Source organism: Oerskovia douganii (assembly GCF_015142735.1).
GTDB classification, from domain to species: domain Bacteria; phylum Actinomycetota; class Actinomycetes; order Actinomycetales; family Cellulomonadaceae; genus Oerskovia; species Oerskovia douganii.
Window position 1 is genome coordinate 84,222 of sequence record NZ_JACSPN010000014.1, and the last position, 17,169, is coordinate 101,390.

The following is a 17,169-nucleotide window of genomic DNA, read 5'->3' on the forward strand; positions in this document are numbered from 1 at the left end:
GGCGTGGGTGGCGCGTGCTGAGATAGGTCCATGACCAGCCAGGACGCCGCCCCCGAGGACGCGGGGGAGCAGCTCACGCTGATCCCCGTCCCGCAGGCGCCGGCGCGCACGGGACGCGCGCCGGGCAGGACGGCCCGCCCCGTGGGGGCGCTCGAGATCGCCTCCGACCTCCCGGTGGCCCGGGTGGTGCTGGACCTGGTCCCGCACCACCTCGACCAGACGTTCGACTACCTGGTCCCGGCCTCGATGGCGGCCGGCGCACAGCCCGGGGTCCGGGTCAAGGCACGGTTCGGCCCGCAGGAGGTCGACGGGTACGTCCTGGCGCGGGCCGCCTCGAGCGACCACGACGGGCGCCTCGTGCCGCTCAAGCGGCTCGTGTCCGCCGAGCAGGTCCTCACGCCGCAGGTCGCGGCGCTGTGCCGCACCGTCGCCGACCACTACGCGGGCACGCTCTCGGACGTGCTGCGCCTCGCGATCCCGCCGCGGCACGCCCGGGCCGAGGCGGCGCCGTCGGGCGGGGAGGCCGACGCCCCCACCGAGGTGCAGGGCGCGGCCGACGCCGGCGCCCCCGGTGACGCGGCGCCTCCCGCGGCGGTCGCCGAGCACGCCCCCGCGCCGGACCCCGCCCGTCCCTCCGCGTGGGCCCCCTACCGCGGCGGTGCCGCGTTCCTGCACCACCTCGTGGGCGGGTCCGCGCCGCGCGCCGTCTGGACGGCCCTGCCGGGCCGGGTCGCGGAGGGCGTCCCCGCCCAGGCACCGCGCGCCGGCGCCGCGGACAAGGAGCCCGAGGACCCCGCGCAGGCGGTGCAGCACTGGGCCCTGGCACTGGCCGAGGCCGTGCGTGCGACGGTCACCGGCGGGCGGGGCGCGCTCGTGGTGCTGCCCGACGCGCGCGACGTCGACCAGATGGCGCGCGCCCTCGAGCTCGCCGGGTACGCCCCGCACACCGCGCGCCGCACCGGGCAGTTCGTGCGCCTGACCGCGGACGAGGGCCCCTCCCCGCGGTACCGCAGCTTCCTCGCGGCGCTGCGGGGCGAGGTACGGATCGTGATCGGCACCCGGGCGGCGGCGTTCGCGCCGGTCCAGGACCTGGGCCTGGTCGCGTGCTGGAACGACGGCGAGGAGACCCTCGCCGAGCCCCGGTCGCCCTACCCGCACGCCCGCGAGGTCCTCGCGCTGCGCAGCGAGCTGGAGGGGGCCGCGTTCCTGCTCGGCTCGGTCAGCCGCACCGTCCAGGCGCAGGCGCTGCTCGAGTCGGGCTGGGCCCGGGAGGTGGCCGCACCGCGCGAGGTGCTGCGCGCCCGCGCCCCCCGGGTGCGGGCCCTGACGTCGGTCGAGCTCGCGGCGGAGGGCGCGGCGGCCGCGGCCCGCCTGCCGAGCGCCGCGTGGCGGGCCGTGCGCGACGCCCTGGTGTCCGGGCCGGTGCTGGTGCAGGTCCCGCGCGCGGGCTACCTGCCCGTCGTGGCGTGCGCGCGCTGCCGGACGGCAGCGCACTGCGGCACGTGCCACGGGCCGCTCATGCTTCCCGGGCCGGGCGCACCGCCGCAGTGCGCGTGGTGCGGGGCCCTGGCCGGGGCGTGGTCCTGCGACGAGTGCCACTGGACGGGCCTGCGCTCGGTGCGGGTCGGGTCGGGGCGCACGGCCGAGGAGCTGGGCCGGGCGTTCCCGGGCGTCGCGGTGCGCGTGTCGGGGGCGAGCGCACCGGGCGGGGTGATCTCCGTCGTCGGGCCGCGTCCTGCCGTGATCGTCGCGACCCCGGGCGCGGAGCCCGTCGCGGAGGGCGGCTACGCCGCCGCCCTGCTGCTCGACGCCGCGCTGAGCACCGCGCACGTGGGCCTCGCCGTGGCCCAGGACGCCCTGCACCGCTGGCTCGCGGCCGCAGGCCTGGTGCGCTCGGCCCGCGAGGGCGGGCAGGTGCTCCTCGTGGGGGACGCGGCGCCCGGGCCCACCAACGCCCTGGTGCGCTGGGACCCGGCCGGGTTCGCGGACCGTGAGCTCGCCGAGCGTCGCGAGCTCGACCTGCCGCCCGCGGTGCGGGTCGCGGCCGTCACGGGCGACCGCCAGGCCGTGGAGGCCGTCGTGGCCCGGGTGGGCCTCGCAGACGCCTCGACGACCCTGGGACCCGTCGAGGTCCCCGAGGCCGCCGGCCGGCCCGCACGCGGCGGTGCCGGCCGCGACCCGTCGCTGCAACCTCCCGTGCGCACGATCGTGCGCGTGCCGCTGCGCGAGGGACGCCTCCTCGCGCGCGAGCTCTCGGCCTCCCTGGCGGTACGGTCCGCGAAGCGCGAGGGTGGGAGCGTCCGCGTCCAGCTCGACCCCAAGGAGATGCTGTGAGCACCGTCCCGTCCCCGACCCCTCCCGCGAGCCCGGTGGTCGACACCGTGCTGTTCGACTTCGGCAACGTCCTGGTGGCCTGGGACCCGTACGCCGCGTACGCGGGACGCATGGACCGTACCGACGTCGAGGCCTTCTTCGAGGCGGTCGACTTCCCGACGTTCAACGCGCGCCAGGACGCGGGTCGGTCCTGGGCCGACGCACGCCGCGAGGTCGCCGAGCACCACCCCGAGCACGTGAGCACGCTCGACGTGTACACCGAGAACTTCGCGGCGAGCCTCGTGGGCCCCGTGCCCGGCACCGAGGAGGTCGTGCGCGAGCTGCGCGACCTCGGGGTGCGGCTGTACGGGCTGACGAACTGGTCCGCGGAGATGTTCCACGAGGCCGAGCCAGCGGCCCCGGCGGTCGGGCTCATGGAGGACGTGCTGGTCTCCGGGCGCGTGGGACTCGTCAAGCCGGACCCGCGCATCTTCGAGGTCGCGACCGGACGCTTCGACCTGGACCCGGCGCGCACCCTCTTCGTCGACGACTCCGTGGCGAACGTCACCGCCGCGCAGGCCCTGGGTTTCCGGACGCTGCGCTTCGAGGACGCCGCGGGCCTGCGCGCGCGGCTGCGGGAGCTGGGCGTCGGGGTCCGCGAGGCCTGAGCGGGCGCCGGTCGCCGCCCGCCCGGGGGAGCGCCGCAGGCCCGGCCCGGCGCGGGCCGGGAGGGGCGCACCACCTAGACTCGCCTCATGCGTGTGCTCTTCGCCGGAACCCCGGACGTGGCCGTCCCGGCCCTCGATGCCCTGATCGACTCCCGGCACGAGGTGGTCGCCGTCCTCACCCGCGCCGACGCGCCCTCGGGCCGCGGCCGGAGGCTGACCCCGAGCCCCGTGCGCGTGCGTGCGGAGGAGGCCGGGATCCCGGTCATCACCGACCGCCCGCGCGGCGAGGAGTTCGTGGCCCGGCTGCGCGCGCTCGAGATCGACTGCGCGCCCGTCGTGGCGTACGGCGAGATCCTGCGCCGCGAGGTCCTCGACGTGCCGCGTCTCGGCTGGGTCAACCTGCACTTCTCGGTCCTGCCCGCCTGGCGCGGCGCGGCCCCCGTGCAGCGCGCGATCATCGCGGGCGACGAGGTCACGGGCGCCACGACGTTCCTCATCGAGGAGGGCCTGGACTCGGGGCCGGTGCTGGGCACGATGACCGAGACCATCCGTCCCCGCGACACGGCAGGTGACCTCCTGGGGCGCCTCGCGACCTCGGGGGCCGGGCTGCTCGTCGCGACCCTGGACGCGATCGAGGACGGCGCCGCGTCCCCCGTCCTCCAGCCCGCCGAGGGCGTCAGCACGGCCGCGAAGCTCACGCCCGAGGACGCGCACGTGCGCTGGGCCCGCCCCGCGCTCGCGATCGACCGTCAGGTGCGCGGCTGCACGCCCGCCCCCGGTGCCTGGACCACGCTGCCCGACGGTGCCCGGCTGGGTCTGGGCCCCGTGGTCCCGCGCCCCGACGTGACCGACCTGGCCCCGGGTGAGCTGCGCGCCGCGAAGCGCGAGGTCCTCGTGGGCACGGGCACGCACGCCGTCGCGCTGGGCGAGGTGGCCCCCGTGGGCAAGAAGCACATGGCCGCGACCGACTGGGCCCGCGGCGCCCGCCTGGGCGAGCACGTCGTCCTGGGCACCCCTGACGAGACGAAGGACCAGGCATGAGCGGCGACGCACGCACCGGCGGCACCCCCGGGCAGGACGGCACGCACGGCGGGCACGGTGGCGGTGACCGCCGTGACGCGCGCGGACGTGAGCGTGGGGCGGCCCGCGCCCGGGGGGCCGGCCAGCGCTCCGAGGCGGCGCCCTCCCAGCGCGCCAAGGGCGCCGACCCGGCGCGCAACGTCGCGTTCGACGTCCTGCAGGAGGTCGCCGGCTCCGACGCCTACGCGAACCTCGTCCTGCCCCCGCTGCTGCGCGCCCGCGGCATCCGTGGGCGCGACGCGGCGTTCGCGACCGAGCTCGCGTACGGCACGCTGCGCCTGCGCGGACGCTACGACGCGATCATCGCCCGGTGCGTCGACCGCCCCCTGGACCAGGTCGACCCGAACGTGCTCGACCTGCTGCGCCTGGGCGCCCACCAGCTCCTGGGCATGCGCGTGGCCCAGCACGCCGCGGTCTCGGAGACCGTGGGCCTGGCCCGCGCCCGTGCCGGGGCCGGCAGCGCCCAGTTCGTCAACGCGGTCCTGCGCAAGATCTCCCGCTCGACCCTCGAGGAGTGGCTCGAGGTCATCACCGAGGACGCGCCCGACGACGTCACGCGCCTCGCGACCACCCAGTCCCACCCGGTGTGGATCGCGCGCGCGATGCGTGAGGCCCTGGTCGGCACGGGACGCTCGGCCGACGACCTCGCCGAGCTCCTCGAGGCGGACAACACCGCGCCGCGCGTGACCCTGGTCGCCCGTCCGGGCCTGGTCAGCCGCGAGCGCCTCGCCGGGGAGGTCGCGCACGACGTGCGCGGCGACGCCACGACCACGCCGGGACGGTGGGCGCCCACGGCGCTGGTCCTGTCCGGCTCCGACCCGGCGGCGATCCCCGCGGTCCGGTACGGCGCCGCCGGGGTCCAGGACGAGGGCAGCCAGCTCGTGACGCTCGCGTTCGCGGCCACGCCCACCATGCCCGCAGCGCCCGCAGCGCCCGCAGGGGACGCCACCACCGCCGGGCAGAACCCCGACGAGCGCTGGCTCGACCTGTGCGCGGGCCCGGGCGGCAAGGCCGCGCTCCTGGCGTCCCTCGCGGGCGAGCAGGGCGCGCGCATCGTCGCGAACGAGGTCGCCCCCCACCGGGCACGACTGGTCGAGCAGGCGCTCGCGGCCGTGCCCGCGGACGCCGTGGAGCGCGTCCAGGTGGGCGACGGACGCCGGGTCGGGGTCGAGGAGCCCGGCGCGTACGACCGTGTGCTCGTCGACGCGCCCTGCACCGGCCTGGGGGCCCTGCGCCGGCGCCCCGAGTCGCGCTGGCGCCGCACCCCCGGGGACATCGCGACCCTCACGACGCTGCAGCGCGAGCTCCTGGGCTCGGCCCTGGACGCCGTGCGCCCCGGCGGCGTCGTCGGGTACGTCACGTGCTCCCCGCACCTGGCGGAGACCCAGCTCGTCGTCAAGGACGTCCTGGCCGGGCGCGACGACGTCGAGGTCCTCGACGCGGCCGCGGCCGTGCGGCAGGTCGCCGGGGACGACATCCCCCTCGCGGACCGCACCGACGTGCAGCTGTGGCCCCACGTCCACGGGACGGACGCGATGCACCTGACGCTGCTGCGCCGTCGGGCCTGAGACGCCTCGGCCAGGGGCCGGGCCGGGTGGTGAAGGCCACCCCGCCCGGCCCTCCTCGCGTCTGCGCACGGGCCGGGGGCGCCCTCTAGGCTGGTGACCATGTCCGCACTCATCGCCCCCAGCATCCTGTCCGCCGACTTCGCGAACCTCGAGCGCGACCTGGGCGCGATCTCGAGCGCCGACTACGCGCACGTCGACGTGATGGACAACCACTTCGTGCCCAACCTGACCCTTGGGCTGCCGATCTTCGAGCGCCTGGCCCAGGTGTCCCCGGTGCCGCTCGACGCGCACCTCATGATCGCCGACCCCGACCGCTGGGCCCCCGGCTACGCAGAGGCGGGCGCCGCGTCCGTGACGTTCCACGCCGAGGCCGCCACAGCCCCCGTGCGCCTGGCGCGCGAGCTGCGCCGCCAGGGCTCGCGCGCGGGCCTCGCGCTGCGCCCCGCGACGTCGGTCGAGCCCTTCCTGGACCTGCTGCCCGAGTTCGACATGCTCCTGGTCATGACGGTCGAGCCCGGGTTCGGCGGTCAGTCCTTCCTCGAGGGCACGCTGCCCAAGATCCGCCGCATCCGCGACGCCGTGTCCGAGGCCGGGCTCGACGTCTGGGTCCAGGTCGACGGCGGCATCTCGCGCGCCACGATCGAGCGCGCGGCCGAGGCCGGAGCCAACGTGTTCGTCGCGGGCTCCGCCGTGTACGGGGCGGAGAACGTCCCCGAGGAGATCGCGGCCCTGCGGGCGCTCGCGGACCAGCACGCGCACTGACCCGTTCACGTCGTCCCAGCCCGCGGGCGGCCCGCACGGTGCGCACCGCCCCGTGTGGCATGCTGGGAAGGACGAGAACCCGGGCGCGACGCGCACCCTCGGTGGGCGAGGCCCGGGCTCGACGACAGAGATCGAGCAGTACGCACACACGTGCTCCGGGGTCGGTGCAATTCCGAGCCGGCGGTGACAGTCCGCGACCCACGCCTCGGCGTGGTTGACCTGGTGGAACTCCAGGACCGACGGTGAAAGTCCGGATGGGAGGAAGTACGTGGCGGCGCGGGGCGGAGCCCTGTGCCGTGGTGTCGTGACGTCCGTGGACCCTCGGGTCCCGTGACGTCGCCCACCCCTCACCCCGGAGCATCGTGCTCACCGGGAGGAGGACCCATGGGCGCCAGGCCCACACTGACGGTCGACGCCGCGATGGTGCGCGCGCTCGAGCTGGGCGCTCGCGGCCCCGCGCACGGCCCCAACCCGCGCGTGGGCTGCGTCCTGCTGGCCCCGCGGCCGCGCCCGCTGGACTCCCTGCCCGACGGCGCCGCCCCCGGCCCCGTGGACGCCTCGCCCCGGGCCGTGCTCGCCGAGGGCTTCCACCGTGGTGCCGGGACGGCGCACGCCGAGGCCGCGGCACTGGCCGACGCCCGTGGGCGCGGCGTGGACGTGCGCGGCGCGACGGCCGTGGTGACGCTCGAACCCTGCGACCACACGGGGCGCACCGGGCCGTGCACGCAGGCGCTGCTGGACGCGGGCGTGACCGAGGTCGTCTACGCCGTGGCCGACCCCGACCCCGTGGCCCGCGGGGGAGGCGAGCGCCTGCGCCGTGCGGGGGTGCGCGTCGCCGCAGGGCTGCGCGAGGCCGAGGGGGAGGCCCTCCTGGGCCCCTGGCTGGTCGCCGTGCGCCGCGGGAGCCCGTACGTGACCCTCAAGCTCGCCTCGACCCTCGACGGGCGCGTGGCGGCCCCGGACGGCACCTCGCAGTGGATCACCGGGCCCGCGGCGCGCGAGCACGCCCACCGGGTGCGGGCACAGGTCGACGCGATCGTCGTGGGCACGGGCACGGTCGTCGCGGACGACCCCTCGCTCACGGCCCGCACGGGTGACGTGGCCGGGCCGGGACCCGGGCTCGCCGAGCACCAGCCGGTGCGGGTCGTCGTCGGGCTGCGCGACCTCCCCCCGCACGTGCGGCTCGCGCCCGCGGGCGCATGGACCTCCGACGGCGGCGGGCCCGTGCTGCACCTGCGCACGCGTGACGTCCACGCGGTCCTGGCCGACCTCGCCGCGCGCGAGGTGCGCCACGTCCTGGTCGAGGGCGGCCCGGACCTGGCGACCGCGTTCCTGGCGGCCGGCGTCGTCGACGAGGTCCACGCCTACCTCGCCCCCGTGCTGCTCGGGGCGGGCCGGGGCGCCGTGGGCGACCTGGGCGTGACCACCCTCGCGGACGCGCCGCGCCTCGTCACGCACGACGTGCGCCGCCTGGGCGAGGACGTCCTGGTCGTGGCCCGCACCGCCCCCGGCTCCCTGCGCCCCACCCACCGCACCACCCCCGAACAGGAGAAGTGATGTTCACCGGAATCGTCGAAGAGATCGGCACCGTCCGCGAGGTCGCGTTCCCAGGGGGTGAGGAGTCCGACGCCGTGCTGACCGTGCACGGGCCCCTCGCCACCTCGGACGCCCACCCGGGGGACTCGATCGCGGTCGACGGCGTGTGCCTGACCGTCACGGCCCTCGGCCCGGACGGGACGTTCACGGCCGACGTCATGCCCGAGTCCCTGCGCCGCACCGCGCTGGGCGACCTGCGGGCCGGGTCCGCCGTGAACCTCGAACGGGCCGTGCGGGCCGACACCCGCCTGGGCGGGCACATCGTGCAGGGCCACGTCGACGGCGTCGGCACCCTGGTCAGCCGCACGCCCGGGGACCGGTGGGACGACCTGGTCCTGTCCGCCCCCCCGGCCCTGACCCGCTACGTCGCCGAGAAGGGCTCGATCACGGTCAGCGGCGTCTCCCTCACGGTGACGCACGTGCACGACGCCACGTTCGGCGTCTCCCTCGTCCCGACCACGCTCGCCGCGACGACCCTCGGCTCCCTGGTCCCCGGCGACCGCGTCAACCTCGAGGTCGACGTCATCGCGAAGTACGTCGAACGGCTCCTCCTGGCAGGGATCGCCCCCGGGGGTGCGACCGGCGAGCCCGCACCCCCCGCCGCGGCGCTCGCGGCCACCACCGGCCCGGACGACGCCCACGGCACGGGCACGACCCAGGAACGAGGCCAGCGATGACCATCCTGCCCGGCGCCGAGCACCCCCAGGGCGCCTCCCACGACGCGCCCGAGCACCCGGGGCACGTGCGCACCGGCACCGTCGAGGAAGCCCTCGACGCGATCCGCGCGGGCCGCCCCGTCCTCGTCGCGGACTCCCCGGACCGCGAGAACGAGGCCGACGTGGTCTTCGCGGCCCGCACCGTGACCCCCGAGTGGGTGGCCTGGACCATCCGGCACTCCTCGGGCTACCTGTGCGCCCCCATGCCGGCCGCCCGCGCCGACGCCCTGGACCTGCCGCTCATGGTCCCGCACAGCCAGGACCCGCGGCGCACCGCCTACACCGTGACCGTGGACGCCGCCACGGGCGTGACCACGGGCATCTCCGCCGCCGACCGCGCCCGCACCCTGCGCGTCCTGGCCGACCCCGCCTCGGGTGCGGGCGACCTCATCCGCCCCGGGCACGTCCTGCCCCTGCGCGCCGTCCCGGGCGGGGTCCTGCACCGCGCCGGGCACACCGAGGCCGCGGTCGACCTGGTCCGCCTGGCCGGCGCGGGCGAGGTCGGGGGCATCGCCGAGCTCGTCAACGACGACGGCACCATGATGCGGCTCGACGACGCCGCGCACGCCGCCGCGGAGGCCGGCCTGGTCCTGATCACCATCGCGGACCTCATCGCCTGGCGCCGCGAGCATGACCCCGTCGTGCCCGAGCAGACCGCAGAGCCCACGACCGCGCCCCGCGTGCAGGCCACGAGCGTCGCCGACCTGCCCACCGCGCACGGACACTTCCGCGTCCACGGCTACCGCGACCTGCGCACCGGCGCCGAGCACGTGGCCCTGGTCCCCCTGGCCGTGCCCGCCGGGCGAGGGGGCGCCGTCGACCCCGGGCCCGACGCCCCGGCCGCACCGCTCGTGCGCGTCCACTCCGAGTGCCTGACCGGTGACGCGTTCGGGTCGCTGCGCTGCGACTGCGGCCCCCAGCTCCAGGCCTCCATGGAACGCGTCGCCGCCCAGGGAGGAGCCGTCGTCTACCTGCGCGGGCACGAGGGGCGGGGCATCGGCCTGCTCGCCAAGATCGGCGCCTACGAGCTCCAGGACGCCGGGTTCGACACCGTCCAGGCCAACCTCGAGCTCGGGTGGCCCGTGGACCGGCGCGAGTACGGCGCCGCGGCCGCGATCCTGCACGACCTCGGCCTCGAACGCATCACCCTGCTCACGAACAACCCCGCCAAGGTCACCGGGCTCGCAGCCCACGGCATCGACGTCGTCGACGCCCACCGGCTCGAGGTCGGGCACGGCGAGCACAACCACGGATACCTCATGACCAAGAAGGTCGCCATGGGCCACCTCCTGGACACCGTCGAGGTCACCCCCGAGCGCACCATCACCCCAGAACACCCCACCACCACCGAGGAGAGCGACCGATGAGCGGCGCAGGAGCACCCCAGATCACCGTCGACGGCACCGGGCTGCGGGTCACCGTGGTCGCCGCCAGCTGGCACACCGAGGTCATGGACGGCCTCCTCGCCGGGGCCCACCGGGCGCTCGCGGCCGCGAACGTCACGCACGTGCGGGTGGTCCGGGTCCCCGGCTCGTTCGAGCTGCCCGTCGCGGCGGTGCGGGCGGCCGAGCACGGCGCGGACGCGGTCGTCGCGCTCGGCGTCGTGATCCGCGGGGGGACCCCGCACTTCGAGTACGTGTGCTCGGCCGCGACCACGGGGCTGACCGACGTCTCGGTGCGCACCGGGGTCCCGGTCGGGTTCGGGGTCCTCACGTGCGACGACGAGCAGCAGGCCCTGGACCGTGCCGGGCTGCCCGGCTCGCGCGAGGACAAGGGCGCGGAGGCCGTCGAGGCCGCCATCGCGACCGTCGTGGCGCTGCGCGACCTGTAGGGGCCGCAGGGAGCCCGGGGGCCCGGGGGGGGGGCGGGTGGGGCCCCCCGGGCCCGGGGGGCGGGGACGGTTCGGCCCACCGGTCACCGGGCGACTACCCTTGTCGGGTGAAGACGTTCGAAGGGCTGTTCGCCGAGCTCACCGAGAAGGCCACCACCCGACCCGCCGGTTCCGGCACGGTCGCGGAGCTGGATGCCGGTGTCCATGCGATCGGGAAGAAGATCGTCGAGGAGGCCGCCGAGGTGTGGATGGCGGCCGAGTACGAGGGCGACGACAAGACGGCCGAGGAGATCTCCCAGCTCCTGTACCACGTACAGGTGCTGCTCCTGGCCAAGGGCCTGACCCTGCAGGACGTGTACAAGCATCTGTGAACCCGGCCAGGTCCGGGTCCAGGGGGAGGCGCACGGGAGCCCAGGCACCCGGGTCGCTTCCCTCACGCTTGTCCGCCGTCCCCCGCAGTCCCGCTCGTCCGCCGGCCGCGCTCGTCGTGGTCGACGACCCAGATCATTCCCCCTGAACCCTCCAGAAACGCGAGGATCTCGTGCTCCGCATCGCCGTCCCCAACAAGGGCTCCCTGTCCGAGCCCGCCGTCGACATGCTCCGTGAGGCCGGCTACCGCCAGCGCCGCGACACCCGCGAGCTCGTGCTCGCGGACCCGGACAACGACGTCGAGTTCTTCTTCCTGCGCCCCCGCGACATCGCGGTGTACGTCGGCACCGGCACGGTCGACGCCGGCATCACCGGCCGCGACCTGCTGCTCGACTCCGGCGCAGCGGCCGTCGAGCACATGCAGCTCGGCTTCGCCGGCTCCACGTTCCGGTACGCGGCCCCCGTGGGCACCATCACGTCCCTCGACCAGGTCGAGGGACTGCGCGTGGCCACCTCCTACGAGGTCCTGGTGGAGAACCACCTGCGCGCCCACGGCGTCACGGCCTCCGTGGTGCACCTGGACGGTGCGGTCGAGTCCGCCGTCCAGCTCGGCATCGCCGACGTCGTCGCGGACGTCGTGTCCACGGGCACGACCCTGCGCGGGGCCGGCCTGGAGGTCTTCGGCGACCCCATCCTGAAGTCCGAGGCCGTCCTCATCCGCCCCGCCTCGGTGACCGACGACGCCGTCTCCACGGGCCTCGAGACCCTCACCCGCCGCCTCCTGGGCGTCCTCACGGCCCGCCAGTACGTCCTCATGGACTACGACGTACCCGCGCACCTGGTGGAGGCTGCCGTCGCCCTCACGCCCGGCCTGGAGTCCCCGACCGTGTCCCCGCTGCACGACCGCGACTGGGCGGCCGTGCGCGCCATGGTGCGCCGCGACCAGACGAACAAGCTCATGGACGCCCTCTACGAGGTCGGTGCCCGCGCGATCCTGGTCACCTCGATCCACGCCTGCCGCCTCTGAGGCCCCCCAGCCCCTCCACCCGGTGACGCTGCCCGGTGACCCTCCGCCCGGCGCGCAGGGTCACCGGGCAGCGTCGTCCCCGGGCACCCAGCAGCCCGCGCGCAGCACCGGGACGGGACGAGCCGCGGCCACACCCCCCGCAGACCACGCCGTCGACCCGGCACCACGCACGGGGGAGGATGAAGACGTGAGCAGCTACGTCGCACCACCACCCGGGGAACTGCCCGGCGACCCCTACGCCCCCTTCCGGCCCCGCTGGGGCACCGCCGTCGCCTACACCGCCGCCGTCGTGATCCTCGCCGGGTGCACCTTCGTCGCCCTCGTCGCGACCGGCCCCGGGACCGACTCCGGATGGAACAAGGCCGCCACCATCGGCGTCGGGGCCTTCTGCGCACTCGTCCTGTGGCGCCTGGGACAGGTCCGGGCCACCGTCACCCCAGAGCACCTCACGGTCCACAACATCCTCTTCACCCGCCACCTCGAATGGGCAGAGGTCGTCTCGGTGCGCTTCGGCCCCGGCGACCCCTGGGTGCGCCTGGACCTCTCGGACGGCAAGGCGCTCGCGGTCATGGGCATCCAGCGGGCGGACGGGGCGCGACGCAGCGAGCGCGAGGCGGCCCGCCTGGCGGCCCTGGTCGCGGCCCTGGGCGAGGCGCACGAGGACTGACGCGACGCCGTCGGGCCCCGGGGACCCGCTCGCGGCCGTCTGGGAGCGCTGCGTGGGCGCCTACCTCGGCGACGCCGTCGTCGAGCGGCTCCTCGCGAGCCCGCTGGGCGGGTCCACCCCGCAGCAACGGGCCGCGTGGCTCGACCAGGCTCGGCACCTGGCCGCACCACCGTCACGGGGCGCGCCCGCCAGGACGCCGTCGTGAGACGCGTGAGGGCCCCCGGAACCTGACGGTTCCGGGGGCCCTCACGTCGTGCTCAGCGGCCTGAGATCAGGCCCGCGAAGCGATCAGCGCTCACCCGTGCGGTAACGGGGAGCCTTGCGCTCGCCGCTGCGCTCGGAGCGCTCGTCGTAGCGACCGGCCGGGCCGTGACCCGAGTGACCGCCGGCGTAACCGCCCGAGCGAGGCGCCGAACCACCGGTACGGGGAGCACGGGCACCCTGCGGGGCACCCTGGTCGACCTGGATGCGCAGCGACTTGCCCGCGACACGGGCCCGCGAGATGCGGTCGATCGTCGCGGAGTCGAGCGGGGTCGCGATGTCCACGAGGGAGAAGCTCGGGAAGATGTCGATCTTGCCCAGGTCCTTGCCGTTGAGGCCACCCTCGTTCGTCAGGGCGCCGACGATCCCGGACGGCTGGGCGCCGTGCGTGTGCCCGACCGCCAGACGGTAGCGGGTCCCCACGGCGTCACGACGGATACCGCGCTCGCCGCCACGGCCACCCTCACGGGGACCACGCGAGTCACGCTCGCCGTACGGACGCGACTCGCGCTCACGGCGGGCGTTCTTGGCCTCGGCGCGCTGCGCCTCGAAGAGCTCCTGCTCCTCGCGGGCCTTGGGGCCGTCGTCACCGACCGACAGGGCGACCAGGGTCGCTGCCAGGTCGATCGGGTCCACGTCCGACTCGGCGACGTACGCCGCGACCAGGTCGCGGTACATCGACAGACGACCGGCAGCCTGACGCTCCGCGACCTGACCGAGGATGCGACGCGCCTTGTGCGCGGAGACGTCCGCGGGGGAGGGCACGTCGACCTCTTCGAGGCTCGCACGGATCGTCTTCTCGATGAACTTCAGGCGGTTGCGCTCGCCCGGCGTCACGAAGCTCAGGGCCTCGCCCGTACGACCGGCACGGCCCGTACGGCCGATGCGGTGCACGTAGGCCTCGGGCTCACCCGGCAGGTCGAAGTTCACGACCAGACCGATACGGTCCACGTCCAGGCCACGCGCCGCGACGTCCGTCGCGACCAGCACGTCCAGGGCGCCCGAGCGCAGACGCTCGACGATCTTCTCGCGGTCCTTCTGCGCCACGTCACCCGAGATCGTCGCCGCCGAGATGCCACGCTCGACGAGAGCCGAACCGACCTCCTCGGCCGCGCCACGCGTCCGGGTGAAGACGATCGCCGCGTCGGCGTCCGACGTCGCGAGCACGCGCACCAGGGCACCGGTCTTGTGACGGAACGGCACCACCGAGTACGTCTGGCGCACCGACGTCACCGTCGAGGACTGACGGGTGACCGCGATCTCGACCGGGTCGTTCAGGTGCTGGGCAGCCACGCGACGGATCGGGGCCGGCATGGTCGCGGAGAACAGCGCGACCTGACGCTCGCGCGGAGCCTGACCGAAGATCTTCTCGACGTCCTCCGCGAAGCCCATGCGCAGCATCTCGTCGGCCTCGTCCAGGACCAGGTAACGGATGTCGTCGAGCACGAGGCTGCGACGCTCCAGGTGGTCCATCACACGGCCGGGGGTCCCGACGACGATCTGGGCACCACGCTGCAGGGCGCGCTGCTGAGGCTGGTAGGGGGAACCGCCGTAGACCGCGACGACCTCGATGCCCGGCACGTGCTTGGCGAAGGTCTCGATGGCCTCGGCCACCTGCATCGCGAGCTCACGCGTCGGGGCGAGGACCAGACCCTGGACACGGCCCAGGTTCGGGTCGATCGCCGCGAGCATCGGCAGACCGAACGCAGCGGTCTTGCCCGTACCCGTCTGGGCGACACCCGTGATGTCACGCCCGGAGAGCAGTGCAGGGATCGCACGCTCCTGGATGGCGGAGGGGATCGTGAAGCCGAGGTCCGTCACGGCCTTGAGGATGTTCGTCGGCAGACCCAGGTCCGCGAACGTGGGGCCAGACTGCTCGGCAGGAGCCGGCGTCTGGGCGGTCTCGACCTGGTCGAGGGCGTGCGTGGGCGCAGAGGTGTCAAGAGACATAGAGATGTGTTCAACCGTTTCGCTGAGGGTGGGAGTTACGCGTGGTTGCCAAGTCGGCTCTCCACTGGCCGCACTCCCGAACACACACCGGTGACTCGCCCGCGCAGAAACAGCGGCAGGCCACACTCACACGAACACGCGGGAACAGCGACGAACTCCAGATTGTGCCCCTACTCTACGCGACACCCACCCAGGGCGGAGAACCGGGACCCGGTGACGTCCAACACAAGGCCCGGCGCACCCCACCCCGCCCGACGACGTCACCCGCCCCAGCAGACACGTCACCACCCGACACGGGCACCATCCCGCCCACGACGCCCCGCCCAGCCCTAGGATGGCCCACCGTAGGATGAAGACGGACAGGACACACAGGACGCAGTGAGCAACGGGCGGTGGGCGTGACAGCAGATCAAGAGGTCAGCTCACGAATCCTCACGATCCCCAACACCATCAGCCTCCTCCGGCTCGCCCTCGTCCCCGTCTTCGCCGTCCTCATCGTCCAGGGACAGGACGAGTGGGCGCTCGCGGTCCTCGCGGTCTCGGGAGCCTCCGATTGGCTCGACGGCGTGCTCGCCCGGCGTCTCGACCAGGTCACCAAGCTCGGGCAGATGCTCGACCCCGCAGCCGACCGGCTCTTCATCCTCGTGACGCTGGTCGGCCTCGCGTGGCGAGACGTCGTCCCCCTGTGGGTCCTCGTCGTCATCCTGCTGCGTGACCTCACGCTCCTGTGCCTTCTTCCCGTCCTGACCCGCCACGGGTACGGCCCGCTCCCGGTGAGCTTCGTGGGCAAGGCCGCCACGTTCGCCCTGCTCTACGCGTTCCCCCTCCTTCTCCTGGCGGAGGCCCCCGGCGCCCTCGGGGCGGCCGCCTCCATCATCGGCTGGGCCTTCACCGGCTGGGGCATCGGCCTCTACTGGCTCGCCGGGATCCAGTACATCCGTCAGACCCGCCAGCTCGTCTCCGGTCACGCCGTCCCCACGGACGACCGGGCGAACCGCCCCGACACCCAGGACACGGCCGCAGGATGACCCACGACACCCGCAACGAGGCGCCCTCCGCATCCCGGCACAGGAGACCGCCTCTCGACGCCTCCATGACCCTGCTCACCGAGGTCATGGACCGGCCCCTGGACCCGGGCTACGCGGAAGCCGCCGCACGACGCACCACGGGCCAGGAGCCGCCTCGCCGGACCGGGACGTGGGTCTTCGTCGCGGTGCTGGCGGTCGCCCTCGGGTTCGTCACCGCGGCGGCGACGATCGACCTGCGTGCACCTCAGGGCGCGGCGATCGAGGCGCGCAAGGTCCTCGAGAAGGAGATCCTCGACCGGCGCGAGCAGGTCGACGCGCTGTCGGCGCAGGCCACCGCCGTGAGCGACGAGATCGAGACCCTGCAGACCGAGGCTCTCGCCGACGTGGACCCCGCGCTCCTGGAGACTCTCCAGATCGACGGCGTCGCGAGCGGGTCCCTTGCCGTCACGGGGCCCGGCCTGGTCCTCACGCTCCAGGACGCCCCGGCGGGCGTGGGGGCGGACGACCAGTCGCTCAACGAGAAGGTCCAGGACAGCGACCTCCAGCGGGTGGTCAACGCCCTGTGGGCGTCGGGTGCGGAGGCCATCGCGATCAACGGGCAGCGGCTGACGCCGCTCAGCGCGATCCGTAGCGCGGGCGAGGCGATCCTCGTGGACCTGCAGCCCTTGATCGGGCCGTACCGCGTCGAGGCGATCGGAGACCCGGCGACGCTCGAGACCGAGTTCGCCCGCTCCGACGCCCCGGGATACCTCAGCATCCTCAGCTCGAAGTGGGGGATCCAGTCCAGCCGGATCTCCCAGGGCAAGCTCTCCCTGCCAGGGGACGGAATCCAACGACTCTTCTACGCGCAAGCCGTAGACTCCACGGCAACCACAGGTGACGAGCCTGGGGTGCCGACCGGTCAGGACAGCCCGTCGACGCAGGGGAGCGAGAGCCTTCGGTCGTCGACCGGTCCCGCCGGAGCCGACAGTTCACTCGCAGGGCAGGAGAGCACGGAATGATCGCAGTCGTCGGACTGGTCCTCGGAGTCGTGGCGGGCCTCGTGCTCCAACCCACGGTCCCCGTCGCCCTGCAGCCCTACCTGCCCATCGCGGTCGTCGCGGCGCTCGACGCGCTCTTCGGCGGGCTGCGGGCCATGCTCGACGGCCTCTTCGACGACAAGGTCTTCCTCGTGTCGTTCCTCTCGAACGTCGTCGTCGCGGCGCTCATCGTCTTCCTCGGCGACCAGCTCGGCGTGGGCACGCAGCTCTCGACCGGCGTCGTCGTGGTCCTCGGGATCCGCATCTTCTCCAACGCGGCCGCGATCCGTCGGCACCTGTTCAAGGCCTAGGCC

Annotated in this window: 17 protein-coding genes and 1 riboswitch; of the genes, 16 read left to right on the forward strand and 1 reads right to left on the reverse strand. The window is 74.9% G+C overall.

All coding sequences use genetic code 11. The features are described 5' to 3' along the window. Positions 1-30 precede the first annotated feature (30 nt). The 13 genes from H9623_RS11775 to H9623_RS11835 all read left to right on the forward strand — a co-directional run bounded on the left by H9623_RS11775 (position 31) and on the right by H9623_RS11835 (position 12,802). Complete coding sequence (locus H9623_RS11775; protein WP_193720229.1) at positions 31-2,334, forward strand: primosomal protein N'; 2,304 nt, start codon at positions 31-33, stop codon at positions 2,332-2,334. Continuing rightward, positions 2,331-2,981 (forward strand): HAD family hydrolase, encoded by a 651-nt coding sequence (locus H9623_RS11780; protein ID WP_321575420.1) that lies wholly within the window; start codon positions 2,331-2,333, stop codon positions 2,979-2,981. Before H9623_RS11775 ends, H9623_RS11780 begins: the two co-directional genes overlap by 4 nt. An 87-nt stretch (positions 2,982-3,068) precedes the next feature. Next, positions 3,069-4,022 (forward strand): methionyl-tRNA formyltransferase, encoded by a 954-nt coding sequence (fmt, locus tag H9623_RS11785; protein ID WP_193720230.1) that lies wholly within the window; start codon positions 3,069-3,071, stop codon positions 4,020-4,022. Then, positions 4,019-5,629 carry an RsmB/NOP family class I SAM-dependent RNA methyltransferase gene (locus tag H9623_RS11790; RefSeq protein WP_193720231.1) on the forward strand — a complete coding sequence of 537 codons (1,611 nt, stop codon included), beginning with the start codon at positions 4,019-4,021 and terminating at the stop codon, positions 5,627-5,629. Before fmt ends, H9623_RS11790 begins: the two co-directional genes overlap by 4 nt. A gap of 99 nt (positions 5,630-5,728) precedes the next feature. Next, positions 5,729-6,391 (forward strand): ribulose-phosphate 3-epimerase, encoded by a 663-nt coding sequence (gene rpe / locus H9623_RS11795; RefSeq protein ID WP_193720232.1) that lies wholly within the window; start codon positions 5,729-5,731, stop codon positions 6,389-6,391. A 146-nt stretch (positions 6,392-6,537) separates the two neighbouring features. Then, positions 6,538-6,663, forward strand: a riboswitch (FMN riboswitch). Between the two features lie 112 nt (positions 6,664-6,775). Further along, the gene (gene ribD / locus H9623_RS11800; RefSeq protein ID WP_227748549.1) at positions 6,776-7,948 is read left to right on the forward strand and encodes a bifunctional diaminohydroxyphosphoribosylaminopyrimidine deaminase/5-amino-6-(5-phosphoribosylamino)uracil reductase RibD; all 1,173 of its coding nucleotides are present in this window, start codon (positions 6,776-6,778) and stop codon (positions 7,946-7,948) included. Then, positions 7,948-8,664 (forward strand): riboflavin synthase, encoded by a 717-nt coding sequence (locus H9623_RS11805; RefSeq protein WP_193720233.1) that lies wholly within the window; start codon positions 7,948-7,950, stop codon positions 8,662-8,664. Before ribD ends, H9623_RS11805 begins: the two co-directional genes overlap by 1 nt. Then, positions 8,661-10,070, forward strand: coding sequence for a 3,4-dihydroxy-2-butanone-4-phosphate synthase (ribB, locus tag H9623_RS11810; RefSeq protein ID WP_193720234.1), 1,410 nt, complete (start codon positions 8,661-8,663; stop codon positions 10,068-10,070). The genes H9623_RS11805 and ribB overlap by 4 nt, the downstream gene beginning before the upstream one ends. Further along, positions 10,067-10,534 (forward strand): 6,7-dimethyl-8-ribityllumazine synthase, encoded by a 468-nt coding sequence (ribH, locus tag H9623_RS11815; protein WP_193720235.1) that lies wholly within the window; start codon positions 10,067-10,069, stop codon positions 10,532-10,534. The genes ribB and ribH overlap by 4 nt, the downstream gene beginning before the upstream one ends. 107 nt (positions 10,535-10,641) lie before the next feature. Further along, entirely contained in the window at positions 10,642-10,905 is a 264-nt protein-coding gene (locus tag H9623_RS11820) for a phosphoribosyl-ATP diphosphatase (protein ID WP_030151355.1), read from the forward strand. 170 nt (positions 10,906-11,075) lie between these two features. Next, entirely contained in the window at positions 11,076-11,930 is an 855-nt protein-coding gene (gene hisG / locus H9623_RS11825) for an ATP phosphoribosyltransferase (protein WP_193720236.1), read from the forward strand. A gap of 187 nt (positions 11,931-12,117) precedes the next feature. Beyond that, entirely contained in the window at positions 12,118-12,597 is a 480-nt protein-coding gene (locus H9623_RS11830) for a PH domain-containing protein (RefSeq protein WP_321575421.1), read from the forward strand. 52 nt (positions 12,598-12,649) lie between these two features. Further along, the gene (locus H9623_RS11835) at positions 12,650-12,802 is read left to right on the forward strand and encodes a hypothetical protein (protein ID WP_193720237.1); all 153 of its coding nucleotides are present in this window, start codon (positions 12,650-12,652) and stop codon (positions 12,800-12,802) included. 83 nt (positions 12,803-12,885) lie between these two features. Here the strand turns inward: H9623_RS11835 and H9623_RS11840 are convergent, their stop codons facing one another. Beyond that, positions 12,886-14,808 carry a DEAD/DEAH box helicase gene (locus tag H9623_RS11840; protein ID WP_193720238.1) on the reverse strand — a complete coding sequence of 641 codons (1,923 nt, stop codon included), beginning with the start codon at positions 14,806-14,808 and terminating at the stop codon, positions 12,886-12,888. A 398-nt stretch (positions 14,809-15,206) separates the two neighbouring features. On the opposite strand from H9623_RS11840, the gene H9623_RS11845 reads away from it, so the two are divergent. From H9623_RS11845 to H9623_RS11855, 3 genes are all read left to right on the forward strand, one after another. Then, positions 15,207-15,836 carry a CDP-alcohol phosphatidyltransferase family protein gene (locus H9623_RS11845; protein WP_193720239.1) on the forward strand — a complete coding sequence of 210 codons (630 nt, stop codon included), beginning with the start codon at positions 15,207-15,209 and terminating at the stop codon, positions 15,834-15,836. 65 nt (positions 15,837-15,901) lie between these two features. Continuing rightward, positions 15,902-16,837: a DUF881 domain-containing protein gene (locus H9623_RS11850; protein WP_227748550.1), complete on the forward strand. Its 936-nt coding sequence runs from the start codon at positions 15,902-15,904 to the stop codon at positions 16,835-16,837. Next, the gene (locus H9623_RS11855) at positions 16,834-17,166 is read left to right on the forward strand and encodes a small basic family protein (protein WP_056651935.1); all 333 of its coding nucleotides are present in this window, start codon (positions 16,834-16,836) and stop codon (positions 17,164-17,166) included. Before H9623_RS11850 ends, H9623_RS11855 begins: the two co-directional genes overlap by 4 nt. Positions 17,167-17,169 lie beyond the last annotated feature (3 nt).